We start from the raw sequence: 24,134 nt of genomic DNA on the forward strand, positions 1-24,134 counted from the left end.
TCAATTCCTTTGCTCAGTTATAAAGTTTAGAATGTGTTCAGCAGTAATCTGGGGTTGTTCAAGATGCGGTACATGACCGCAGTCTTTAATCCAAATAAGTTTACTATGTGCGATCGCTTGTTGAAACTGATTAGCATCTTTGATGCCTAAAATGCGATCGTCTTCTCCCCACAAAATCAGCGTTGGTTGCTGAATTTGCGTCAATTTGTCTTTAAAAGACGTGTAACCACCACTTTTTGTAAAAGCAATTAAAGCTTGATTCCATCCAGGCACATTTAAATGCAATGCAGCACATAATTGAGCATCAACTGAAGCTAAGCTTTTATTTTTATACGCAGCACGACTAATACTATTGCGTACTCGCGGGTTGCGTAAAAACTCTGTCGCCAATCGATCCAATGGTGGAAACATGAGTTTTCCCATTGCAGAACCGGCACTAAACCCTGCACTATCTATTAATACTAATTTTTGCACAACCTCTGGATAAGTTAGTGTAAAGTCAATTGCTGCTGCACCTCCCATTGATGCACCAACTAAGATAACAGGTCGATCAATTAAAGCTTTCCAGAAACAATATAAATGATTTTTAATAGCACTTGGACTGAAAGTAAGATTGGCGCGTTCAGTAAAGCCAAAACCTAATAAATCGACCGCCCAAGTGTTATTTTTAGCTGCTAATAACGGTAGTAAACGACGAAATTCTAATACAGAACTATCAAAGCCATGCAAAAGTAAAATTGGTTGATCGCTGTTACCTTGATGAACATAAGCTGTAGTAATTGCTTGTGCAGTTAAGGGAGTGGCGATCGCCTGAAATTTAATATTTTTTGCTAGCTCAATTGATGTTGATTCAGTAAGTTGATTAATTAGCTGATTTAAATTAATTTTCATAACAATTTAGCCACCCGTTAACAACATAGCAGCAATAAATAACTACTGATAAACTTCTCTTTACCAACTCTACACGAACACTACTAAAAAATAAGGTAGTAGCTCTGAATTAATTCAGCTTACTACTACCAAGATAAAATATATAAAAACCTACAATTTAACCACAAATAGCTTGATTAATCTCCGGTGACAGCTTCTTTAATTTGCTCAGCAGCTTGTTTTGTACCAGGATCGATCGGCTCATCAAGGTTAAGTTTATCCTTGATATTTTCAAAAACTCCTTTATTCGTATCTTGTGCTTTTTCGGCTGCTGTTTTGGTTGCTGGTTTGTAGCCTTCTTTTTCTAAAAGCCTTTCTGCTTTTTCAGTTTCTTCTCTAAGTTTTTCGGCTTTAGGACGTCCCTGACTATCTACTCGGTCAACTTGGTACGCAGTAGCCTCTGGTGTAACTGGTTCAGCTTGTACTTGCACGGCTGTACTCACCATAAAAGCCAATGCTACGAGAAAAACAGTAACAATCTGCCGTAGTTTAATTCTTTGCAACCACGATCGCTTCATTTAGACCCTCCACTGTAGTTCTTGAAGTCGAAATTAAGCTTACACGGTTTAGCAGTACTCTGTTAAGAGTAGCGAGATAGAGATTTAGGCAAAAACGTAGATTGATGCTAACCATAAAGATTTGTAAAAGAAATGTCAAGTATTATTACACAGTTATTCGTTCATCCTGTTAAAGGACTAACACCGCAAGCCGAAACTCAAGTTACCTTGCAAGCAGGACATGGAGTATTAGGCGATCGCGCTTTTGCTTTGATGTACGATACTTCTGCATCATCCAACTCTCATGTTGTCCCGTGGATGCAAAAGCGCAACTTTGCAATGCAATGCGATCTACCTGGATTAGCAGCTTTGGATTGTTACTACGATTTTAAAACTGAATTATTAACGATTAAACACAAAGGTAAAGAGTTACTTATCGCCAAAACAAATTCTGAGGAACGTAACTTAATTAGTGTATTTTTTACGGGTTATCTTGCAACCGAGTTAAAATTGCCGTTACGGCTAGTTGGTGAAAACGATGGAAAAACTCGTTACCCCGATCGCCACACAGCACACGTATCACTAATTAATCAAGCAACGTTAGATCAATTAAGCGATATTGCTAGACAGCCAGTTGATATACAACGCTTTCGTCCTAATATTGTCTTTAAGGGTATACCAGCATGGGCAGAGTTTGATTGGATAGGACAAGTGTTTCAATTAGGTTCTGTACAAATCGAAATTACTGCCCCTATAAATCGCTGTTTAAATATTGATGTAAATCCTAAAACAGGAGAGCAAGATTTACCGTTACTTTCGCTATTACAACAACACTTTCATCACAGGCAGACAGGAGTTCTTGCCAAAGTCATTACAAGCGGTATAGTAACCGTTGGCGATCGCTTGCAGCCTTTAAATCTTAATTAAAAAAAACAAAACCAGCAAACAAACGCTTGCTGGATGGCATTTTTTCTTGTAGAACTTATACTTTGTCAATTGTATCCTTCATTGCATCTTTGGCATCTTCAATCGCGTGGATAGTTGCAGCTTCCTCTTGCTTTGCTTGACCTTCTGCTTTATCTTTAGTATTACCTGTAATTTCACTCACAGCTTCTTGAAGCTTTCCTTCTACATTCTTAGCAACTGCTTCTGCCCGATTTTCAATACTCATTTGCTTCTCCTTGACATTACCTCATTTTATTAGAAAAATATACTAAAGTAAATTTTAAAACTTTACATCCCTCATTAGTTAGATTTTTAACACTTCAGTAAAAAATATCTATGATCTGATACAGATTTTTCTATTTTTACGTATACGTATATAAGTAAGATAGATGTGTTCCGTAAAAGCTGAGTCAACTAACCGTTAACCAATAAGAAATAGCAAACACTATCGACTGTGCTTTTTTTATAACAAATACTTATTATTAGCTTGCGTCAGTCATTCTACGGGAACAATAAAAACAACAAATCTTTATCTTGCGAACTCATAGAATGGAAAGATTGAGGTTAGAATATGTCCTCAAGCCGCTGGCGTTCTCAGACAACAAAGGTGATCTCACCTCAACAGAACAATCGTCACAATGAAACAGAAACGCCGCGAAAAAATATCAAAAAAAGTTGGTTTGCCTCGGCTACAAGTAAATCTTGTGGCTTGCGGTGGAAAACAAGACTGTTATTTGGTGGTGCAATTACTTCTCTAGTAGCCATTTTATATACTACTGCTTCCACTGTGTTGCTCAGCAGTCTGGAAAAAGTTGAAATCGAAGAAACATACCGAAACGTTGAGGGATTTTTAGATGCTTTTGCCCAAACACAAGAAGAGTTTAGTTTACGCTTGGCAGATTGGGCAATATGGGACGATACTTATCGATTTGTACAAGATAGAAATCAAGATTACATCAATCTTAATATAACTTTAGATTCACTGCAGTATTTACAAATTAATGCAGCAGTCTTTCTAAATAACAAAAATCAAATTATTTATAGTGTGGGGTTCGATGTAGAGAAAAATCAAAAAACATCTATTCCTATATCATTAGAACATTATATCATTAACAATAAAAATTTAGTACAACACTCTAAAGCTAACAGTAGTTTAATAGGAGTCATTGCTTTACCTCAAGGTCCTATGCTCATAGCCTCGCGCCCTATTGTCAATAGTAGAGGTGAAAAACCAATTCGAGGAACATTAGTCTTTGGGCGCTATCTTGACAAAACAAAAGTTGCAACGTTAGCGACAAAAAGCCGCTTGAATATCACAATACGAAGTCTTAATCAAACATTACCACCAGATTTTCAAACAGCACTATCTGAATCTTTTAAAAATCATAGAATTTTTGTGCGTCCAATTTGCGATCGCGTCGTTGCAGGCTATGCTCTCTTAACAGATGTAGAAGCTAAACCTGTTGCACTTTTAAAAGTAGAAACTCCCAGAATTATCTACCAACAAGGCATCACTAGCCTATCTTATCTTTTGCTTTTATTAGTATCAATTGGATTAGTTTTTACTGGGGTGACGTTACCGTTACTAGAACGACTAATCTTTTTACGATTTGAGCGACAAGAACAAGAGGAACGTTATCGCGCTGTTGTTGCTCAAGCTTCTGAGGGAATATTTCTAATTGATGCGGAAACTAAAGTTTTGCTGGAGGCAAATATTGCCTTACAAAACTTACTTGGTTATTCTGATACAGAAATTTTACAACTGACACTTTATGATATTGTTGTTGGCGATCGCGACCTAATTAATGCTGATCTAGAGCACATTTCAGCAAAAGACTATAACTTCACGCGAGAATACAAATATCTATGTGAAGATACTTCTTTAATTGATGTTGAAGCAAGTGCAACTCAAATTTTATACAATGAAAAAGATACTTATTGTATTGTGGTGCGAAATATCACTGAACGCAAGAAAGTTGAGAACGCACTACGAGAAAGCGAAAAACGCTTGTCTTGGCAAGCCAGTCACGATTCTTTAACCGAACTTGTCAATCGCCGAGAATTTGAGCAACGCTTGGCACATGTATTAGAAAGTGCAAAAACTGAAGGTACGCAGCATGCATTATGCTACTTAGATTTAGATCAGTTCAAAATTATTAATGATACCTGCGGTCATTTTGCTGGCGATCGCCTATTATGCCAAGTCAGTGTTTTATTTCAAAACAGATTACGCAAAACTGATGTGTTGGCGCGTTTAGGAGGTGACGAATTTGGCATTATCTTTTATCAATGTTCTTTAGAACAAGCTACAAGAATTGCGGAAGCACTACGACAGCAAATTAGCGAATTTCCTTTTATATGGAAAGAAAGAATTTTTTCAGTTACTACAAGTATCGGAATCGTTGCCATTAATGCAGATACTCCCAATCTAGCTAGCGTGTTGAGTGCTGCAGACGCAGCTTGTTATGCTGCTAAGAATAAAGGGCGTAATCGAATCAACATCTATCAACCTAACGATCTTGAAATAGCCCAGCAACGAGGTGAAATGCAATGGGTTTCACAAATTCCCAAAGCACTAGAAGACAACCGCTTTTGTTTATACTATCAAGAGATTGCCTCCTTAACAGATACAAGTAATCAACAACACGGTGAAATTTTATTGCGCCTAAAAGATGAGAACGATCAAATTGTACTGCCAATGGCATTCATTCCAGCGGCTGAGCGCTATAACTTAATGCATCTGATTGATCGCTGGGTAATTTCTACGCTGTTTGCTTATTTGGCTCAGTTACAAGCTGACAGCGATCGCACAATTTATGCAGTCAATCTTTCAGGAGCAAGTATTAACGACGAAAGTTTTATTGATTTTGTTCAAACACAATTTACATATTATCAAATTCTCCCATCAAGGATTTGCTTTGAAATTACTGAAACACTAGCGATCGCAAATCTAAATAAAGCTGCGTCATTCATTCGCAAACTAAAAAAAACTGGCTGCTACTTTGCTTTAGATGATTTTGGTAGTGGGATGTCTTCGTTTGCATATTTGAAAAACTTACCAGTAGATTATCTCAAAATCGACGGCTCTTTGATTAAAGATATAGTCGAAGATGCGATCGCTTACAGTATGGTAGAAGCTATTAGCCGTATTGCTACTGTGATGAAACTCAAAACGATTGCTGAGTTTGTTGAAAATGAAGCAATTCAAGCAAAGTTGAGAGTACTTGCAGTTGATTATGCCCAAGGTTACGGAGTCGCTAAACCAAAACCACTAGATCTCGTACATGGCTTACAAATCTCCTCTGACTAATGTCAGGGTTACTCCACTAAAATGTAGCTGCATGCACTAAGACAATACTTTTAGTCACTATTCCACAGCGAATTTTGCTAAGCTTAAGAATTAAAAATAAACTTTTTGAGATTATTGTATAACTTACTTAACAATTCATTGATTAATTGAATACAATCTTCAATTATTTTCAAAATACATTGATAATTATTTACCGCCATCAGTTCATTTGCAGACGATAATTTAAAGAATATAGGCGTTATTGCAAATGGAGTAAGTAACGATGCCTAATCACTTTTCGATATTAGATGATGAAAACAGAGTCTATGGAGAATGGCATGGTCATCTGCATTATACGTTAATGTATCAAAGCAGAGATAGAGCCGAACAAGTCGCCAGAGACCATCATATGTTAGGGTACAAAATCGTGCCATCAGAAGCAGCAGTAAGATACTCGCAAAGTAGATACTCAGAACACAAGTAAAGATAAAAAAGAGGGGTCTTGAACCCCTTCTTTTTAATAAAGGCTACTATTTTGACTGAAAATTTTACCTTGCAGTTCAGAAATTAGCTTTCCATATCTTATAAATGCGATCGCGTCCCTAACCTCCGCCGCACGCAACGACAAATGCTGCCCCAACTAGGTTTTACTCCTGAACCCTGAGTGCTATAATCTTGCCTACCCACATTCAATGCGTTCGATTTCATAGTCTCTCTGGTTGCATTCACTATAAAATTATTCAGAAGCACTCCCTCGGGTAATGAGGACTTGCATAGATTGCTCGGTCAAGTTGAGAATAAGTTAAAGTAACGCACACCAGTACAGGAGACCTGCGGTGAGTCAGGAGTTTGATTACGATTTAGTCATTATTGGCGCTGGAGTTGGCGGACATGGTGCTGCTTTACACGCGGTTAGTTGTGGATTGAAAACCGCGATTGTGGAAGCAGCAGATATGGGTGGAACTTGTGTCAATCGGGGTTGTATTCCTTCCAAAGCACTACTTGCTGCTGCCGGTCGCGTGCGAGAATTACGCAATGCTCATCATCTGAAAGCCTTGGGAATTCAGGTTGGAAATGTTGAGTTTGACCGTGCTGCGATCGCCAATCATGCAAACAACTTAGTCAGCAAAATTCAAGGCGACTTGACAAACAGCCTCAAACGTCTAGGCGTTGATATCATTCGAGGCTGGGGTAAAGTAGCTGGACAACAGAAAGTCACGATCGCCACTGACAATGGTGAAAAAATTGTTACAGCTAAAGATATTATCCTTTCTCCTGGTTCTGTCCCTTTTGTTCCTCCAGGAATTGAAGTAGACGGCAAAACGGTCTTTACAAGCGATCAAGGTGTCAAGCTAGAATCACTTCCCGACTGGGTGGCAATTATTGGTAGCGGCTACATTGGGCTAGAGTTTTCTGATGTTTATTCTGCGCTAGGTTGTGAAATCACGATGATTGAAGCCCTAGACCAACTCATGCCAGGATTTGACCGCGATATTGCTAAACTAGCTGAACGCATCTTAATTACACCGCGCGATATTGAAACCCATGTAGGAATCTACGCGAAGCGGGTGATTCCTGGATCTCCTGTAGTAATTGAACTAGCAAACTTCAAAACAAAAGAAGATGTTGATGTCATTGAAGTAGACGCTTGCTTAGTTGCTACCGGACGCATCCCTGTTACGCAAAACCTCGGCTTAGAATCTATTGGTGTCGAACTCGATCGGCGTAACTTTATTCCTGTAGACGATCGCATGGCAGTATTATCTGCGGGTGAACCTGTACCGCATTTATGGGCGATTGGTGATGCTAACGGCAAAATGATGTTAGCTCATGCAGCTTCTGCCCAAGGTATCACAGCAGTCGAAAATATTTGCGGGCGACACCAAGAAATTGATTATCGCAGTATCCCTGCTGCCGCATTTACGCACCCTGAAATTAGCTATGTAGGAATGACAGAAACTGCAGCAAAAGATCTGGGTAAAGAACAAGGATTTGAAGTGGGTGCAGTACGAACTTATTTCAAAGGTAATTCTAAAGCCTTGGCTGAAGGTGAAGCCGACGGTATCGCCAAAGTTGTCTATCGCAAAGACACTGGTGAAGTTCTCGGAGTCCACATCATGGGAATGCACGCTTCGGACTTAATTCATGAAGCTTCTGCGGCGATCGCCAACCGTCAATCTGTCCGCTCCTTAGCCCATCTCGTCCACGCCCACCCCACACTATCTGAAGTACTGGACGAAGCCTACAAACGCGCCATTGCTTGAGTAAAATGCGAATCGGTAATGGGTAATAAGTAATGGGTGATTCTTAATTAAGTATTGTTCTAATGACCAGTTATCCCAATGACCAGTTACCAATTACCAATTACCAATTACCAATGACCTGTTACCCATTACCCAATATGCAAATTCGCCGTCGATCGCCCAATACATCGGTTGATATAAGAAGCTTACGCTATCAGGTTGCTATTCCTAATGCTGAACCACAAAATATTTTAGAAAAGATTGTCTGGCATAAAGAAACTGAAGTTGCGCAACTACGAGAAAAACTTCCTTTAGTCGAACTTCAACGCAAAGCACTTGCAGCATCACCAACTCGTGATTTTATTGGTGCATTACGTCAAGGAAAGACAACACCTGCACTCATTGCTGAAGTCAAAAAAGCTTCACCAAGTAAAGGTGTTTTTCGCGAAGATTTTGATCCTGTCGCGATTGCGCAATCTTATACTCAAGGAGGCGCAAGTTGTCTTTCGGTATTAACGGATGAAAAGTTCTTTCAAGGCAGTTTTAACAATCTTGCCTTAATTCGTAGTGCCGTAGATTTACCACTTTTGTGCAAAGATTTTATTATCTATCCGTACCAAATGTACATGGCGCGGATTCGCGGTGCAGATGCAGTACTGTTAATTGCCGCAATTCTGAGCGATCAAGATTTACAATACTTTGTCAAAATTGCAACTGCGCTTCATATGATAGCCTTAGTCGAAGTTCATACATTAGAAGAACTAGACCGCGTTTTAGCTGTTGATGGAGTACAATTAATTGGTATAAATAATCGCAATCTTGCAGATTTTTCCGTAGATTTACAAACAACTTGTACTTTACTAGAAGCACGAAAAGAGGAATTGCGATCGCGCAATATCTTAGCTGTCAGCGAGTCAGGACTGCATACGCCAGCAGACCTCAAAGTAGTATCCTCCGCAGGTGCAGCAGCAGTACTAATTGGGGAATCCCTTGTCAAACAGCCCGATCCGCAAGCAGCAATCGCCGCTTTGTTTACCACCTTGTAATTAACGGTTGCGCTCTCGACTATGAAAGTACACCTGTATACATAAAAAAGAGCGCTTCAAAATCCAAAATTAATTTTTATGCAGACAATTCCCCTTCCTTCCCCAATTCACTATGAACTTCTATTGCAGTTATTAGAGCAACAAACCATGTCCGCAGTGAGTCAAAATCCAACTTTGCGCGAACAGGTGAATCAGCTAATTATTACCCTGCGTAAAGCCGCTGCGCAACAAAAACATCTAGAAGAAAGTTGTCAACAGTCACAGATTACGATTGAATCGCGGTGGTCACTTAATCATCAGTAGCATGCCTGGTGAGCATAAAAAGCAGGCAATGATAAAGTGAGCAGTTGTATAATTTATCACTAATTAAAACAAACTAGCCAATTTCTGCGCGTGCTTTGAGTGTTTGATTCATTTTTTCAAAACCAATTTTAGTTTTGGTATCCAAACTTTTTGCTAAAAAAGGAACGAGTATTCCAGAAAATATTTCACCGTGAATAAATCGAATGCGATCGCTTCCCAATGGCTCAATTTGAAAATAATGCTCTCCGTTAAAGATTCCTGGTAAAAATAACTGTCCTAACCAACGAAATTCTCGTTCTGGTTCAGCAACCAAAACTGTAGGTCGAAACGTGATTATGTTTCCTCCTGGTGGTTGCAGTTGCACTTCTAGGCGCACCCCTTTTTTCACCTCACCACTCGCAGAACGAATAAACGGGTTCCATTGGGGATACTCATCAAAGTCAGTTAAGATATTCCACACAGTGCTAGCAGAAGCATTAATCTCAATGTTTGTAGTTAGCTGCTTCACGATCAATCTCCTCAAAACTAGGAAAAAGTTGATAGTATCTGATCGCGCGATCGCACGAGTTCTGCTAACCCAGATACACGAGAGACAATCGGTGTATAACCTAGTTCGCTACGTGCTTTGCGATCGCTCAATATTAATTCTTGACCGATCAGCCGCACCATTGTTCGCGTTAATGGTGGCGTATCCTGACGGCGAGTGACTTGCCAAAAAGTTTCCGCAATTCTAGCAAGTTTCCAAGCTAAGCGATAAGGAATACTGCGATTTCCTGGTGTTACGCCTTCAATTTGTAGCAGTGTTGTGACCCACTCGCGAAACTGCACTAGATCGTCATCTGCTAAAAAATATGCCTGTCCGCCGGAACTGCGCTCAGCTGCCAAAATTGCACCATGACATACGTTTGCTACATGAGTTGTTGTGTATGTATAATTGCCCCGATCAATCCACATAAATTGACCTGCCCGTACTGCTTGAGCCAATTGAGGGATAGCACGATCTCCAGTTCCCCAAATCCAAGCAGGGCGAACAACTGCTGTCATAAAACCTGGTTGATTAGCAGCAGTGACTTGTTGCTCTGCCAAGCTCTTGGTGGCAATATACGGAGAGAAAGTAGGCTGTTGTAGTGGAAAATCTTCATCTGCATGACCAAGAGGTTTATGGTTCATCACACTTGCACTTGCGCCTACTTGGACAAATTTCTCAACTTTGGCAGTTTTAGCAGCAGCTATCCGCTGTGTACCGACAACATTAGCTTGATAAAACGTTGCATAGCTTCCCCAAGTACTCAGCAAGCCAGCAACATGAACGACAATCTCGCAATCGCGCATTCCATCAGTCATAACTGCTTGATCGAGTAGATCGCCACGCACCACATCTGCGCCCAAATGACTTACCCGTTTTGCTGCTTGTTCTGAACGAGCTAGCGCCTTAACTTGATATCCACGTTCTCGCAACATCTGAATCATACAGTGACCGACAAACCCTGAACCACCAGTCACAAATACTTTCATTGTGGCTCCTTGTAACGTATGACAAAAATTGAAATCTGTCACTAATTAAATGAACGATAACATGATGCTATAGCTATGACAAGTGACAAAAGTTGAAATGTGTCACAAGCACCTAAATACAACCTATTTTCAAGGCAACAATGAGTAAGTCAAGAATTGTCTGAGCTTGTTCTTCGCTAGGTTCATCGATAGTATCTACGACAAGCAGCGGATGGTGAAATTTCAATGTTGCATCCCAAACTGCATTGGTGGCGCGTTCGAGATCAATAATCTGCAATTCTCCTGTCTGTACTCCGCTACGGAGAATCTCTTTGAGAATAGCGCGGATAGCTTGAATGTGTTGTGCAACAACGGTGCGATGCTCTTGAAGGATGGTAGTGAATGTTTCAAAAAGTTCTTGTTCGGTAGCACATTCTTGGCGTTTGATCCGATACAACTCCAAAACATAAGCTTTAAGCTTGGCAACAGCTGGTATTTGCTGAGTGGCGATCGCTTGTAGTGCAATTTCTGTTTGACGCAACCATTGCTCAATCACAGCATCAATAATATCGGCTTTAGCCTTAAAAAAACGGTAAACATTCGCATGAGACATTCCACAAGCACGCGCAATCTCACTAACTGTTGTCCGTGCATAGCCATAGCGTCGGAGATGAGCTTCTGCGGTTGTCAAAATTAGAGCACGGGTTTCTTGCACAGTGCGATCGTCTTGCATTTATCAGTGTTAGACCTAACACACCACAACTAACACATTTTATCTTTGTGCTGAGTACTCAAGGTCAGACTAATTTTTTTACTCAAATGTATAATCTGCACATTTCTCAAAGCGAGTACATTGACTAAAATCAAATCACCTCGCTCAATCTGCATCGATTAGCAGCCGTTAAGTCCAGCTACCTGTACAGATGCTCAATTCTAGGAACAATCCGTGTTGCAGCAAAATACTACCAGCAATTTAGAACATCAGCGCGATCGCAACTTACATGCGATCGCAACAAAAAAGACAAAATTTAGACAAAGTAATGCTGACGATCAAACTGAGCAAAAGCAACTAGAGCGCATTAGTCAACTCGAACGCGCCCTCGAACAGTCGTTAACGTACTTAGCAGAATTGAGAAGAAAGCTGAAAACGCAGGATTTACTAGAAGCGCAGCTAGCAGCCGTCGAGGAGATAGCAAATGTACAACAACAAGCAATCCTCAAATTACAACAACAACTGGTACAACAGCAGCAATCTCAAGTGCAATTACAACAAGCGCGATCGCATCAAATCATGCAACAAACAGTAGCACTTCAAGAACAAATTATCCAGCAATCGCAACAAGTTGGTGAATATGTAGCTGCTGTTCAGTATTGGAAAGAGCAATACTTAGCAAGTGTGACTCTTTCGCTCGAACTTAAAGAAGTGCTGGAAAGACTTGTCCCAGAAAGATTATTTGAACTTACTCATTTGCTAACAACAGTGCAATTAATGACACAACAAACACGAGAAGTTGTGTCAACGTTACCTGCAGCTGCAAAGCATTCATCTAAAGTAGATTTACCACCTTTTCTAAAATAGCCTTATTCTCATACAATCGCACCTCAGCACCCTTGCACCTCTGCTCTCTACAGATGTATCAGCGATCGCACTTTCCAGGTATAATCAAAAAATTTCCTAAAAATTGTACAAGCTTTTCAACTTGTGCAATCTGAGATCAACCCCTAACTCTTCACACAACAGTAGGACAACAATGCAAGACAAGCTGATGCTGATGATTCCTGGTCCCACACCGGTACCAGAGGCAGCGCTACTCGCTTTAGCCAAGCACCCAATTGGTCATCGTACCAGTGAATTTAGCAATATGCTGGCGGAAGTGACAGAAAACCTCAAGTGGCTGCACCAAACCCAAAGCGACGTAATGATGCTGACTACCAGCGGTACAGGTGCACTAGAAGCTGGAATGATTAATTTTTTAAGTCCAGGCGATCGCATTTTGGTTGGTTGTAACGGCAAGTTTGGCGAACGCTGGGCGGAAGTTGGTGAAGCTTACAACTTAAATGTTGAAAGAATTACTGCTGAGTGGGGACAACCCCTCGATCCCCAAGCATTTGCAGAAAAACTCGCAGCAGATAAAGAAAAACAAATCAAAGCTGTCGTTGTTACCCACAGCGAAACATCAACTGGCGTACTCAATGATTTAGAAACAATTAACCGTCACGTTAAAAACCACGGTGAAGCATTAATTATCGTTGATGCAGTGACAAGCCTGGGTGCAGTTAATGTACCAATGGATGCTTGGGGTTTAGATGTTGTTGGTTCTGGTTCGCAAAAAGGTTATATGATTCCTCCAGGACTAGGAATCGTTGCTGTTAGCCCTAAAGCATGGGAGGCTTATAAAACGGCGAAGTTACCCCGCTACTACCTCGATTTAGGTAAATATCGCAAAGCAACTGCAAAAAAAACAACTCCTTTTACACCGCCAGTTAATTTAATTGTGGCTTTACACGCTACACTGCGGATGATGAAACAAGAAGGATTAGAAGCCATCTTTGCGCGTCATCAAAGGCTCATGAGTGCAACCCGTGCTGGTATAAAAGGCTTGAACTTGCCTTTATTTGTGAGTGATGATTGTGGCAGTCCGGCAATTACTGCAGTCGCACCTCAAGGAATTGAAGCAGATCAGGTGCGAGCAATTATGAAAAAACGTTTTGATATTGCTTTAGCTGGTGGGCAAGATCACTTAAGTAATAAAATCTTCCGGATTGGGCATTTGGGCTTTGTGAGCGATCGCGATATTCTCAGTGCTATTTCATCGCTAGAAGTTGCTTTGCACGAACTTGGTTATGAAAACTTTACTCCTGGGGCTGGTGTTGCAGCAGCTGCGAAGATTTTTGCTCATTCGTAGAGTTAGGAGCCAGGAGCGAGGGATTGGTTTTGAATGCGCGTTAGCGTAGCGGTGCCTTAGCACGTTTTGAATTAAATTTTCCTAAACTCAACACTCAAAACTGAGAACTCATAACTCTCTTGAACTCAACACTTCATGACTCATCCAGCTTTTACCAATTCGCGTACGCAGTCTTAATAGTGTAAGTTATGAAATCAAAAGAGCGGGTTATTACCCGCTCCATTTTTGTTGCCAATACATTGTTGATCTCCTTTGACTATTGCCTACACACAATTTATGTGTCTTGACATAGACGAGCTAACTTTTGGCATGTCATCTATCTGTAGGCTTATACTATTGCACTTTCCAACCAGTCGTAGATTTGATTGAGTTGATCTAATGTCACTAAGCCATATTGCCAAAGAATCATCGGCAGTGGACCTGGGTTTTGTTCGCGATGGCGCAAAGCTACATCAATAGAAGCAGCAGATATCGATAAATCCTTTTGGAGAAAGTCAATAAATTTAGAGTAGTTTGTGGGTGACATCGGTTTTTCACTTTCTATTGTCAATAAATTTAAGTTTGAGCTATTTGACATATGAGGAACTAGTATTTGCTAGCCAGTTTTTTCGCTGTCCCAAAGTCATTATTGGATTGCTGACTCTAGTTGAGTGTGAAACTGAATTTTGCGAGTTTCCTTCACTTGTTATGAGTGCAACACTATGCGGACTAGAATTTTAGCGCAACTTGCCAATATACATCAGTTTGTTGCCAAAAAAGTAAAATTTATTAAAACTATTTTTACTCTAGTGCAGTAATATTATTCACCTACAACAAGGAAGAGTTATTGGTTGAATTTTGCTCTTCCAAAAGACTGATCCCAGCTTTGAGTCATACAAATTTATTTTTTTTAAGCTGTAACCTTTTACTATAGAAAAGCGATCGCGCAAATAATTCTGTTTTTCTATCAAATTTATCAAATGTTACCCTAACCAAGATAAAAACACCACAACTTTTATAGGGAATTTTCCCCGTTGTTGCCAACGATGTGCTAAAGAAAATTCCTAAAGTAGGTTTTATGAGTCTAAAAATTGAATATCTAGGCGATCGCCTACGCGAATTCCTAGTTCAGCAGCGCGTCCCCCTCGCAGTTCAATGACTTGATTAACGGGTGTTTCAGGACCATAAGTCGGACATGGTTCTGATTGACAAGGAGGAACAGCAGGTGCGATCGCTTTAACTTGTCCATTTTCCAGGAAAATCATATCCAGCGGAAACCGGACATTTTTCATCCAAAAGCCTACAGGTCGGGCAGGTTCAAAAACAAATAGCATTCCGCGATCGTCGGCTATTGTATCACGGTGCATTAATCCTGTTGCTTGTTCTGTTGGTGTCCGCGCTACTTCCAGACTAATTTTACGCCCAGCGATTGTCGTTACAGCAGCAATGGGCAGGTTTTGAGCAGCATTCACTGATTGTTGTGCCACAGGTGTAACTGTTGGCGATACAGCTGGTGTTGGTGTTGAACATCCCAGCATGAAAGTTCCTAAAACAATTCCGATAACAGCAGAACCACAACTCACTATTTATCGACTCCAATCTTTACTTTTATAGCTTTTGAGTGGCTCTGTCTGCTCAGAGTTCCCTAACACAGCTAGCCTTTCACATTTTACTAGCAACTCACTACTTTCTATGATTCTCGCAAAACGTAGCCTACACCCCGCACAGTTTGAATCAAGCGTTTTTGACTTTCGTCTTCTATCTTGAGGCGTAAATAACGAATATAAACTTCAATGACATTTGATTCGCCCATGAAATCATAACCCCAAACATTTTCGAGAATTTGTTCGCGGGTTAAGACCTCACGCGGATGTTCCATCAGGAACTTGAGCAGTTCAAACTCCTTCATTGTCAAATCAAGCGCTTTGCCGTGGCGAATTGCTCGGCGCGTTGCTAAATCCAAAACGAGATCGCCAAAACGTAATTGTTCAGCTACTCCTGTTTCGGGTTGTAAATACAGACGCACTCTTTGGAGAAATTCTTCGGAACGGTAGGGCTTGAGAAAATAATCATCAGCTCCTGCTTCTAAACAAGCTATGCGATCGTCAACTGTATCTCTTGCCATTAAGACTAAAACTGGTACCCGCGCTCCAGCTTTACGCAAATGAATGCATAACTCTAGCCCCGACTCTCCGGCAAGCATGCGATCAACAACAATCAAAGCAGGCTGTATTTCCTGCGAGTATTGCATACCGCTGTAAACGTCAGGCGCGATCACTGCTTCATAGCCTGATTCTTGTAAGTCAAGGCTCACTTGTCCTGCTAAAGTCTCGTCAGTTTCGACAACTAAAACACAAGGGTTGCGTTCAGCCTCTGCTATACTCATAAGCCGCTATCCGCTAATGAAGGATTGCATTTACTCATAACTTGGTTATCACATAGTGATAAGCATGAATACTTAATTATATTCATAACCTGATGAGGATTGCCTACTCCTAGGGCAATTCTACCGAAGTCGGTTTAGCAATATGAGGCAGTCCCCAACCCAGCTTTTCACGTAAAATGCGGAAGAACTCTGGTGATTGCAGCCTGATAAATCGTGCTGAGTATTGCGATCGCACTAAATGCACCTGATCTTCTGGGAAAACGTAGCATCCAGCGTTACCATCTACCACCATGACTAACCGATCTGTACTGGCACTCGAAATTGTGACCATTTCAGTGTCGGCAAAGACAAGCGCCCGCGAAGCTAGCGAATGTGGACAAATTGGGACAAGCTGTAACACAGGAACTCCTGGCGTGACCACAGGTCCTCCTGCACTCAATGAGTACGCAGTTGAGCCTGTCGGAGTTGAAACAATGACGCCATCCGCTGCAATGTCTACTGGAGCGTGACGTCCTACAGCAATTTCAAAATGACACATACACGTCAATGGTTCGCGGTGCAAAACCATCTCATTCAAACATAAAGCTTCCCACAAAACTGAATCTCCACGACGCAAAACCTTAACGGCTAACATCGCTCGTTCTTCAATCTCATATTTACCTGCCATGACTTGTTCCATGACTAACGGTAATTGATTGACATAGGCTTCAGTTAAAAATCCCATATGTCCTGTATTTACCGTCAATAAGGGAATGCCACAAGGTGCTGCTTGGCGGGAAGCCGCTAAGACTGTGCCATCGCCTCCTAAGACTATGGCAAACTTCATGTCCCTATCAAAACCAGGTGGTGTGAGACCATCGATCGGTGTATGACACACCGGACTTTCTGGGTTCGAGTAACCCAAAATTCCTCCGATACCAGTTGTGACACAAACTTCCCAACCCGCTGCCATCAGCTTGTCTTTGAGTTCGTTAGCAACACGACTGGCGATCGGCTTAACGTCATTGTAAATAATGCCTGCTTTCGGCACGCTACAAGTCCAGATTTCCGCAATGCTTACTATTAGCTAGATCGTTGCACATTTTTGCTCAACAGGCGAGTGTTTTTTGGAGAGAGTTTTGAGTTTTGTTAGCGTAGCGGTGCGTTAGCACGTTTTGAGTTTTGAGTTTAAGAGAGTTATGAATGTTAACTAGTGAAGTGTTGAGCTAAGAAAATACTTCAATTCAAAATTCACGCACTAGCTACTATTCACTCGCCCCACGCCCCACGCTCCTCGCCCCTCTCTAACTCCTAACTCTTGAACGGAGTTTTTTTGGGAGTTTGCTTCTTTTTTGTTTTTGTTTTTTCGTAATCGAGTTCCCGTAACTTCTTCAAAATTCTCCCGAAATACTCTTGCATATAGCTTTCTAAGGTTGTGGTTTCAGTCGGGTCTAATCCAAAAACTTGATAAACTTCATCCATTGGAGCGTCCAAAGGTTTACCATTTGCCAAAACTTCGGTAAAAGCTAGGCGATCGGCAACATTCCAACCCCATTGAAAAAAGCGGAGAACGCGGCGCATAGTTCTCAACAGGTTGATTGGCATGCGCGTAATGCGAGCTTCTTTGTCAGACAATCGTTCACACAAACTAATAATTTCTTCTGCACTCCAAGCACGAGTACCGACTACAGGAAAAATTTGTTTTTCTGTTTCTGGAACTGATAAGGCACGAACTGCAAATTTGGCAATATCTTGTGTATCCATGTAAGCAACAGGAGAAGATTCACCTGTAATCCACACGGCTTGTCCCTCAAGAATGGGAATTGCGTATTGCCCGATCAACCCTTGCATAAAGCCGCAAAGTTGCAAAATGGTGTAATTTAAATCAGCTTCTGCTAAAAATAGCTCAGTGCATCGCTTGATTTCCATCAGTGGGACATCAGGATGTTTGTCAGCGTCTAGCAGTGAGAAGAATACATAGCGGTCTACACCAGCTGCTTTTGCTGCTTGAATGAGTGCTACTTTGCCTTCCCAGTCAACTTGTTTAATACTAAGAGAATCTGTAGGACGAGCTGTGGCTGCGTCTACGATCGCTGTTACACCTTCGAGCGCCGGAGGTAATGTTTCTGGATAACACAGATTACCAGCTACAAGTTCAGCGCCCCATTCTTTTAAAAAAGTGGCTTTCTTAGGATTTCTTACAAGACAGCGTACCTTATACCCCTCATCGAGAGCACGGCGAACTACTTGTCTTCCCAAGGTGCCAGTAGCACCGACAACTAATATAGTCATGAGGGATTAGTAATGAATCTTAAACTTTTATTAATAAAATCCTATCAGAGTTCATTATATTAACAAAACTTCACAGGAGATTGAGGATGTTTAGGCTAGGGAAGAACTAGTTACTAGTTGTTAGCCACTCTTGACACTAACCACTAGCCACTAGCCACTAACCACTAACCACTCATAACTCGCTTTCTTCGCCCCCCTGAATTTTAAGCAAGAGAAAGCCCATAGCAATCCCGATGGGGATTAATGTGAGGCATAAAATAGCTGCTGTAAACATCTCGCCGCCCATGATGACAATCCTCCCTTTGCTAAATCAAGGTTCAGTAAACTAGTATAAGGATGCTGACACTCAGCGATCGCTGAGTGCCTCCCTGAGAAAAATTCAGCCTAGTGTAAAGTATTTTAAACCAGTTCGGTAATATAACTCTGCTTATTCATTAACTAGTGGTTAAACATCCAGAAGCTTTTTTCCTAAAATTTTTATATGACTTTGTTACAGCCAAATTCGCTTTGTATAGAAAAACAGCGTCCGCGTTTAGCTTTGACTTTGGGCGATCCAGCAGGGGTAGGACCTGAGGTTATTTTAAAGGCTTTAGGACAAATAGAATTTGCTCAAAACTATGACGTCACAGTAGTCGGAAGTAAAACTCAACTGATGACAACCTACGAAAAGTTATCTCAGCACTGTAGTGAGAACTTCGCCAATCCAGAAGAGTTAAAAATTTTAGACATTGAGATTAAAGACACAATTACTATAGGTATTGGTGATGCAGCAAGCGGTGCAGCGAGTTTTGCGTACATGCAAGCCGCGATCGCCCGCACGAAAATGGGCGAATTTGATGCTATTGTTACAGGTCCTATTGCTAAGTCTGCCTGGAAAGCCGCAGGCTATAATTACCCTGGGCAAACTGAGTTACTCGCTAAGCTTGCTGGTGTTACTCGATATGGAATGTTATTTGTTGCGCGATCGCCTCATACAAATTGGACACTACGAACATTATTAGCCACCACACACATTCCCTTACGTCAAGTTGCATATGCACTAACACCCGAACTTCTTGCAAGTAAATTAGACTTGCTTGTGGAATGTTTACAGCAAGATTTTGGGTTAGAAAGACCAAGAATTGCGATCGCCGGACTAAATCCGCACAGTGGAGAATCAGGACAACTCGGACGCGAAGAACAAGACTGGCTGATTCCCTGGTTGGAGAAGGAAAGATGCGATCGCCCTCATGTTCAGTTAGATGGTCCTATTCCACCAGATACAATGTGGGTGAAACCAAGTCAAGCTTGGTACGGTACAATTGACTCGAAAAGAGCTGCAGACGGCTATTTAGCGCTATATCACGACCAAGGTTTAATTCCTGTCAAACAACTTGCCTTTGATCGTGCGGTAAACACCTCAATTGGTCTTCCTTTTGTGCGAACTTCACCAGATCATGGCACAGCGTTTGACATTGCTGGTAAAGGCATTGCGGATGCTACTAGCATGATAGCCGCAATACAACTCGCTGTTGAACTTGTGTGTAAAAGAATATCGTCAGGAGTTCTCAGAGGATCTAACCCCCAATCCCTAACCTTGGATTCTTAATTAATCACCGCCCACTAGTTGCTAAAACCTGTTCTTCAAAAATGGTTAAATTTGTTGGTTGACATCGCTTAACTTGAACGCGAATCTCTTGACAGCCTTCTTGTTCTATATCTTCGATATAGCCAGGTAAAAACCATTGTGCTTCTTGTTTGCTGATAAAAGGACCAAAGTAATAAATTACATGGGGTTGAGTAGTTGTAATTTCTGCCCACCAATTTAGTTCAATCTGGTTGCTATGAGCGTCATCTGTTGATTTCATATATTCGCTCTCTAATATTCGGGCGAGCATGCGCTAAAGTTTTAGTTTGATAATACTGAGCGAGTAGCTTGCGATCGTGGAGTTAGGTACGTGAGTTTAATTTTTCGTCAATGTAAAAATCTTGAAAGAAGCAGTCTGGGTTAACCTCTAGAGGCATATAGTCGTTAACCCAGTTGCATCATAAAGAAGGGCAATGAGGAGATTTTAGCTTTGATGAACAGCCAATCACCTGACTTAAGTATCCAAGGTACAGGCTATGCGTGAAGAAAAGGTAGAAGAAATCGTGAAGAAATCGGGTAATTTAAAAAAAAGTTCCCTGATCTCAAAAAAATCAATTTAGTATAAAATTAACACTCTATAAGTTAGCTTTGTCGTTTTAATGCTCTTATGGGTTTCATTGAGCATGAACGTGAGTGCGAATGAATTCGCTGCTGCAGCAACTAAATCCACCAATTCAAAGTTCTGAGTGTTGAGTTAAAAAACTCTTTGCTTGGGTAGCCTTGAAGAGAGTCGGAGGGCACTTTTCAAGCAGCTATTGATGTAGTGAGGGTTGTCTGAGACGATAGCCTACACCATGAACGGTTTCAATAAAATCGCTCGCAGCACCTATGGATTTGAGTTTCTGGCGGAGAGTCTTGATATGAGCTTTGACAGTATCTTCTTCTGGAGGATCTTCTAAAGACCAAACATGTTCAATAATGGCACTGCGACTAATGACTCGTCTTCCGTTGCGTAATAGAACTTCTAGAAGACTATATTCTTTCGGTGTCAAGTACAAAGGCTTTTCTTCGTAAGTTACTTCATACGTACTGGGATCTAGCTGCAACCCATCCCACTCTAAAATTGGCGACGTCTGTGCACTTCCTCTTCGGAGTAAGGCGCGAATCCGCGCAAATAGTTCTTGTAAGTCTACTGGTTTAATAACATAATCATCAGCTCCCGCGTCTAGCCCTGTGACTTTATCTGCAATATTATTTAAGGCAGTTAACATCAGGACTGGTATCCCATAGCTTTGAGAACGTAGTCGCTTACATAGGTTAATACCATCAAGTTTGGGAAGCATCATATCCATGACAATAAGATCGTATGTAACAGTTTGGACTTGTTGCCAAGCGGCTTCCCCATCACTTACAGTATCTACTACATACCGCTGCTCAATCAGTGCTGTTGCTAAAATTTCGGCAAGGCTAATATCGTCTTCGACTATCAGAATCCTCATGGAGCAAGATCGTTGTTATTATCCATTGTTAACCAGCTTAAAAAGCAATTAATTTATTAAGTTACTACTGTCGAATAGTGTGCTGCAAGTCGCATTTACTTGAGCTGTAATTTGTATATGCTACAACTAGCCACAGGTTTTATTATTAATATTGCGACATATTTAACTCAATCATATTAGGGGCAATTTTCAGATCATTTATCTGAATTACTGAGAAAAACAATATAGAATCAATAAAATAATTTTTAGAAACCTGTTCTTCTCAAAAAAGATATAATCCAACTTGATTTTTGCGAATTTTTCATATTAGATATGAAGTATTAAATCAAACGACTTTGAGAAACTTAGGTTTTAACAGTCAATTAGAAAATCAAACTGGACTTTATATAAAACATAAAGACACAGTTAATCATCAGTTATTACTTGTTACTAACCTGTATGTGTATGATAGTTTTTTTAGTTGAGCCTACTTTCAGCGATCGCTTTAACTAATGACATGAGTTGAGAAAATACATTGAGTTTTATACAAACGCACCTAGATGACTACTTAGTATCATAAATTAATCACTGTCTCTTTGACAAAGCCCCATTGAGATATCGCATCCTACTAAGTAATTGAGGATGCGATCGCTTCTAGCGATATGCCATTATAGTCTCTAATTAACTATAGGTTCTGCTAGCACAGGTGCTTCAGGTTGAAGTAATCCATGTAACAATGAAGTTGGAGGTTGTTGACCATAAGGCCAAGCAAATGCGTGACGAAAAGCGGCATTTTGACAAGCCCTCAGCTGCTGAAAATCAATAATGTCTTGCGTCAGTAGATTTTCGTACTCAAAAGGTAAGCGGACATTATGTAACCCAGCATTATCAGTACAAATAGCGATATCTACTCCCGCATCAAAACATCTATCAAACACAATCTTAAGCTGCCGCAGGTCTTCTAAAGTTCCAGTTTTGAGATATGTTGTTGGGCAGACTTCCAAACACTGATTGCGTTGTGCTAATTCACGAAGTAATTCGGGATGGCGTAAGGGAATTTGAATACCGTGTCCAATACGCATTAAGTATGGCAGTAACTCAGGGTAACAACCATCAGTCGTTTCGTAAAGATGTCCAGTTGTGTTTAGATTAAGCGATCGCGCATAGTCGTATAATTCGATAAACTCATCAAGCCGTTCTTTGTAGTGACCATCACCACCAGCGACATCAATCGCACAAACATAATCTCTACTTTGAGCCGCTAAATCAACAATAGCCTTGTTTACCTCATAAGGAAGTCGCGAGTGCATACACAAAATTTGACTTGTCACAATCGGATACTCAGGCACTCGGCTTGCTTTACCAACAACTGCTACAATCTCTGTCATCTGGTCAATCCGTTCTGATTGGCTCAAATGGTCGGGCGTGCGTAAATAAGGCGTGTAGCGTAATTCTAGGTACGCAAGGTTCTCAAAGATATAAGCGCCACGCATCAAGCGATAAATAAAATATGGCAAAGTATCTGTGCTTTGAACGCTTTCTACCAGCGTGTGGAGTTCTAGGTACTCATCAAGCGTGTTCCGTGCTTTTGTATAAAACTCCTCAAACTCTTTATACTCAGGAAATTTTTGCCCCAAGTTGGATGAATGGCGTTGAAAGTATCTCCACAATACGCGCGGTACTACCGAACCACCCAAATGCCGATGCAATTCTGCATATAATGCCATAACTCACCTTTTATTAAGATTAACAATACAAGTTATTAATTAATCTTAACAATACTTTGATCGGCAATTGTAAAAATGGTTAGTTAGAGGTGAGGTTTGAAGTTGACGAAGTAGATTTTTTCTTGCCAATCCTTACTACACCGTTATTTATCCGTCTCAAAATTGCTGCAAAGCTGCGACTGCTTTTTGTGCTAATATCTGCGCAGATAAAGGACCACCAAAAACCCAAGTATCTTCCCCTAACGCATGAAGTCGCTGTTCGCGCACAAATTCTAAACTCTGCCAAACAGGGTTACGTTGTAAGCTTTGTACTGATGCTTGTGTTTCTGCAATATAGAAAAAGTGAGCGTGTTCAATAGTAGGTAAAGCCTCTAATCCTACAGTGTTAAAACCAAAGCGTTCTAACTCACCTTGCCAAATATTTCTCAATCCAATTTGTGTCAAGATTTGTACTGCCATAGAATTATTATTAAATAAACGAAACTCAGGCACAAATTGACATAAAACAAAAGAACTATCTGTTAGTTTAATCGCACCGAGTTTTTCTGCATTTGTTGCAAAAGAAGTTTGCATAGTTTGCAATACTGATTCACCTAGCAAGGTTTTATGACACACGCGGGCAATTTCTAAAAAATTTTGCTGCATCCGTGTAAGTTGATTTCCTGCGTTGAGTTCTGGGTAAGGATCAAAAAGAAGTGTTTTGGCGATAGAAGATAGAGTTGGATAAATTGCTTGGTGGCGCTGCTTCACACCTATAATTAAGTCTGGTTTAATTTTAGCGATCGCCTCCAGATTAGGTTCTTGGCGTGTCCCTACTTCAATAACTGAATCTACTAATTTTGGTGCAATATTTACATATTTGTTGTAGCCTGCAATATCGGCTACTCCTATGGGTTGAATTCCCAAAGCTAGCAAATTTTCGACATACACCCACTCCAATGCAACAACTTTCGGATTGGGAGGTATCGCAGAAGTTCTTACTAGCGTTTGCTGGTTACAAGCAACAGAAATTGCCGATATGATTGATAGATTTAGAAAACTTCTTCTTGTAATTGGCATTGCTGAGTAACACT

General features: G+C 40.8%; 26 protein-coding genes. 9 read left to right on the plus strand and 17 right to left on the minus strand.

The window, feature by feature from the left end:
• Both CSQ79_RS24080 and CSQ79_RS24085 read right to left on the minus strand, forming a co-directional pair.
• Window positions 1-891 carry an alpha/beta fold hydrolase gene (locus tag CSQ79_RS24080; protein WP_099703651.1) on the minus strand — a complete coding sequence of 297 codons (891 nt, stop codon included), beginning with the start codon at window positions 889-891 and terminating at the stop codon, window positions 1-3.
• A 176-nt stretch (window positions 892-1,067) separates the two neighbouring features.
• Window positions 1,068-1,448, minus strand: a complete 381-nt coding sequence (locus CSQ79_RS24085; protein ID WP_099703652.1) for a hypothetical protein — start codon at window positions 1,446-1,448, stop codon at window positions 1,068-1,070.
• A 132-nt stretch (window positions 1,449-1,580) separates the two neighbouring features.
• On the opposite strand from CSQ79_RS24085, the gene CSQ79_RS24090 reads away from it, so the two are divergent.
• Window positions 1,581-2,354 (plus strand): MOSC domain-containing protein, encoded by a 774-nt coding sequence (locus CSQ79_RS24090; RefSeq protein ID WP_099703653.1) that lies wholly within the window; start codon window positions 1,581-1,583, stop codon window positions 2,352-2,354.
• Window positions 2,355-2,409: 55 nt separating this feature from the next.
• Here CSQ79_RS24090 and CSQ79_RS24095 read toward each other — a convergent pair whose 3' ends face one another.
• Window positions 2,410-2,598 carry a CsbD family protein gene (locus CSQ79_RS24095; RefSeq protein WP_099703654.1) on the minus strand — a complete coding sequence of 63 codons (189 nt, stop codon included), beginning with the start codon at window positions 2,596-2,598 and terminating at the stop codon, window positions 2,410-2,412.
• 345 nt (window positions 2,599-2,943) lie between these two features.
• On the opposite strand from CSQ79_RS24095, the gene CSQ79_RS24100 reads away from it, so the two are divergent.
• Both CSQ79_RS24100 and CSQ79_RS27175 read left to right on the plus strand, forming a co-directional pair.
• Window positions 2,944-5,682 carry an EAL domain-containing protein gene (locus CSQ79_RS24100; protein WP_099703655.1) on the plus strand — a complete coding sequence of 913 codons (2,739 nt, stop codon included), beginning with the start codon at window positions 2,944-2,946 and terminating at the stop codon, window positions 5,680-5,682.
• A 262-nt stretch (window positions 5,683-5,944) separates the two neighbouring features.
• A complete protein-coding gene (locus CSQ79_RS27175; RefSeq protein ID WP_143755498.1) occupies window positions 5,945-6,145 on the plus strand; it encodes a hypothetical protein in 201 nt (66 codons plus the stop codon).
• A 98-nt stretch (window positions 6,146-6,243) separates the two neighbouring features.
• On the opposite strand, the gene CSQ79_RS28465 is transcribed toward CSQ79_RS27175, so the two are convergent.
• Window positions 6,244-6,369 (minus strand): hypothetical protein, encoded by a 126-nt coding sequence (locus CSQ79_RS28465; protein ID WP_289501512.1) that lies wholly within the window; start codon window positions 6,367-6,369, stop codon window positions 6,244-6,246.
• A 128-nt stretch (window positions 6,370-6,497) separates the two neighbouring features.
• On the opposite strand from CSQ79_RS28465, the gene lpdA reads away from it, so the two are divergent.
• The 3 genes from lpdA to CSQ79_RS24115 all read left to right on the plus strand — a co-directional run bounded on the left by lpdA (window position 6,498) and on the right by CSQ79_RS24115 (window position 9,253).
• Window positions 6,498-7,925 carry a dihydrolipoyl dehydrogenase gene (lpdA, locus tag CSQ79_RS24105; protein ID WP_099703656.1) on the plus strand — a complete coding sequence of 476 codons (1,428 nt, stop codon included), beginning with the start codon at window positions 6,498-6,500 and terminating at the stop codon, window positions 7,923-7,925.
• Between the two features lie 137 nt (window positions 7,926-8,062).
• On the plus strand, window positions 8,063-8,950 hold the full coding sequence (trpC, locus tag CSQ79_RS24110) for an indole-3-glycerol phosphate synthase TrpC (RefSeq protein WP_099703717.1): 888 nt from the start codon (window positions 8,063-8,065) through the stop codon (window positions 8,948-8,950).
• 78 nt (window positions 8,951-9,028) lie between these two features.
• Window positions 9,029-9,253, plus strand: a complete 225-nt coding sequence (locus CSQ79_RS24115) for a DUF5340 domain-containing protein (RefSeq protein WP_099703657.1) — start codon at window positions 9,029-9,031, stop codon at window positions 9,251-9,253.
• A 73-nt stretch (window positions 9,254-9,326) separates the two neighbouring features.
• Here the strand turns inward: CSQ79_RS24115 and CSQ79_RS24120 are convergent, their stop codons facing one another.
• From CSQ79_RS24120 to CSQ79_RS24130, 3 genes are all read right to left on the minus strand, one after another.
• Entirely contained in the window at window positions 9,327-9,761 is a 435-nt protein-coding gene (locus CSQ79_RS24120; RefSeq protein WP_099703658.1) for an SRPBCC domain-containing protein, read from the minus strand.
• Window positions 9,762-9,778: 17 nt separating this feature from the next.
• Window positions 9,779-10,768 (minus strand): NAD-dependent epimerase/dehydratase family protein, encoded by a 990-nt coding sequence (locus CSQ79_RS24125; RefSeq protein ID WP_099703659.1) that lies wholly within the window; start codon window positions 10,766-10,768, stop codon window positions 9,779-9,781.
• A 112-nt stretch (window positions 10,769-10,880) separates the two neighbouring features.
• Window positions 10,881-11,480 carry a TetR/AcrR family transcriptional regulator gene (locus CSQ79_RS24130; protein WP_099703660.1) on the minus strand — a complete coding sequence of 200 codons (600 nt, stop codon included), beginning with the start codon at window positions 11,478-11,480 and terminating at the stop codon, window positions 10,881-10,883.
• Window positions 11,481-11,693: 213 nt separating this feature from the next.
• Between CSQ79_RS24130 and CSQ79_RS24135 the strand changes: the two genes are divergently transcribed.
• Window positions 11,694-12,326 carry a hypothetical protein gene (locus CSQ79_RS24135; protein WP_099703661.1) on the plus strand — a complete coding sequence of 211 codons (633 nt, stop codon included), beginning with the start codon at window positions 11,694-11,696 and terminating at the stop codon, window positions 12,324-12,326.
• A 172-nt stretch (window positions 12,327-12,498) separates the two neighbouring features.
• Window positions 12,499-13,653, plus strand: a complete 1,155-nt coding sequence (locus CSQ79_RS24140) for a pyridoxal-phosphate-dependent aminotransferase family protein (protein ID WP_099703662.1) — start codon at window positions 12,499-12,501, stop codon at window positions 13,651-13,653.
• Window positions 13,654-13,981: 328 nt separating this feature from the next.
• Here CSQ79_RS24140 and CSQ79_RS24145 read toward each other — a convergent pair whose 3' ends face one another.
• From CSQ79_RS24145 to petM, 6 genes are all read right to left on the minus strand, one after another.
• Window positions 13,982-14,179, minus strand: a complete 198-nt coding sequence (locus tag CSQ79_RS24145) for a DUF2949 domain-containing protein (protein ID WP_099703718.1) — start codon at window positions 14,177-14,179, stop codon at window positions 13,982-13,984.
• Between the two features lie 529 nt (window positions 14,180-14,708).
• Window positions 14,709-15,215: a DUF192 domain-containing protein gene (locus tag CSQ79_RS24150; RefSeq protein ID WP_099703663.1), complete on the minus strand. Its 507-nt coding sequence runs from the start codon at window positions 15,213-15,215 to the stop codon at window positions 14,709-14,711.
• A gap of 107 nt (window positions 15,216-15,322) precedes the next feature.
• Window positions 15,323-16,018: a response regulator transcription factor NblR gene (gene nblR, locus CSQ79_RS24155; protein WP_099703664.1), complete on the minus strand. Its 696-nt coding sequence runs from the start codon at window positions 16,016-16,018 to the stop codon at window positions 15,323-15,325.
• A 109-nt stretch (window positions 16,019-16,127) separates the two neighbouring features.
• Window positions 16,128-17,048, minus strand: a complete 921-nt coding sequence (locus CSQ79_RS24160; RefSeq protein WP_099703665.1) for an NAD(+) kinase — start codon at window positions 17,046-17,048, stop codon at window positions 16,128-16,130.
• A gap of 260 nt (window positions 17,049-17,308) precedes the next feature.
• Window positions 17,309-18,289, minus strand: a complete 981-nt coding sequence (locus tag CSQ79_RS24165) for an SDR family oxidoreductase (RefSeq protein ID WP_099703666.1) — start codon at window positions 18,287-18,289, stop codon at window positions 17,309-17,311.
• A gap of 172 nt (window positions 18,290-18,461) precedes the next feature.
• Window positions 18,462-18,575 carry a cytochrome b6-f complex subunit PetM gene (gene petM, locus CSQ79_RS24170; RefSeq protein ID WP_099703667.1) on the minus strand — a complete coding sequence of 38 codons (114 nt, stop codon included), beginning with the start codon at window positions 18,573-18,575 and terminating at the stop codon, window positions 18,462-18,464.
• 195 nt (window positions 18,576-18,770) lie between these two features.
• On the opposite strand from petM, the gene pdxA reads away from it, so the two are divergent.
• Window positions 18,771-19,877 carry a 4-hydroxythreonine-4-phosphate dehydrogenase PdxA gene (gene pdxA, locus CSQ79_RS24175; protein ID WP_099703668.1) on the plus strand — a complete coding sequence of 369 codons (1,107 nt, stop codon included), beginning with the start codon at window positions 18,771-18,773 and terminating at the stop codon, window positions 19,875-19,877.
• A 4-nt stretch (window positions 19,878-19,881) separates the two neighbouring features.
• Here pdxA and CSQ79_RS24180 read toward each other — a convergent pair whose 3' ends face one another.
• From CSQ79_RS24180 to CSQ79_RS24195, 4 genes are all read right to left on the minus strand, one after another.
• Entirely contained in the window at window positions 19,882-20,136 is a 255-nt protein-coding gene (locus CSQ79_RS24180) for a DUF1816 domain-containing protein (RefSeq protein WP_099703669.1), read from the minus strand.
• 532 nt (window positions 20,137-20,668) lie between these two features.
• Window positions 20,669-21,355 carry a response regulator transcription factor gene (locus tag CSQ79_RS24185; RefSeq protein ID WP_099703670.1) on the minus strand — a complete coding sequence of 229 codons (687 nt, stop codon included), beginning with the start codon at window positions 21,353-21,355 and terminating at the stop codon, window positions 20,669-20,671.
• A gap of 656 nt (window positions 21,356-22,011) precedes the next feature.
• Window positions 22,012-23,061 (minus strand): adenosine deaminase, encoded by a 1,050-nt coding sequence (locus CSQ79_RS24190; RefSeq protein ID WP_099703671.1) that lies wholly within the window; start codon window positions 23,059-23,061, stop codon window positions 22,012-22,014.
• A 156-nt stretch (window positions 23,062-23,217) separates the two neighbouring features.
• Window positions 23,218-24,120 carry an ABC transporter substrate-binding protein gene (locus tag CSQ79_RS24195; protein ID WP_099703672.1) on the minus strand — a complete coding sequence of 301 codons (903 nt, stop codon included), beginning with the start codon at window positions 24,118-24,120 and terminating at the stop codon, window positions 23,218-23,220.
• Window positions 24,121-24,134: the final 14 nt, after the last annotated feature.

The organism is Gloeocapsopsis sp. IPPAS B-1203, assembly GCF_002749975.1.
Classification (GTDB): domain Bacteria; phylum Cyanobacteriota; class Cyanobacteriia; order Cyanobacteriales; family Chroococcidiopsidaceae; genus Gloeocapsopsis.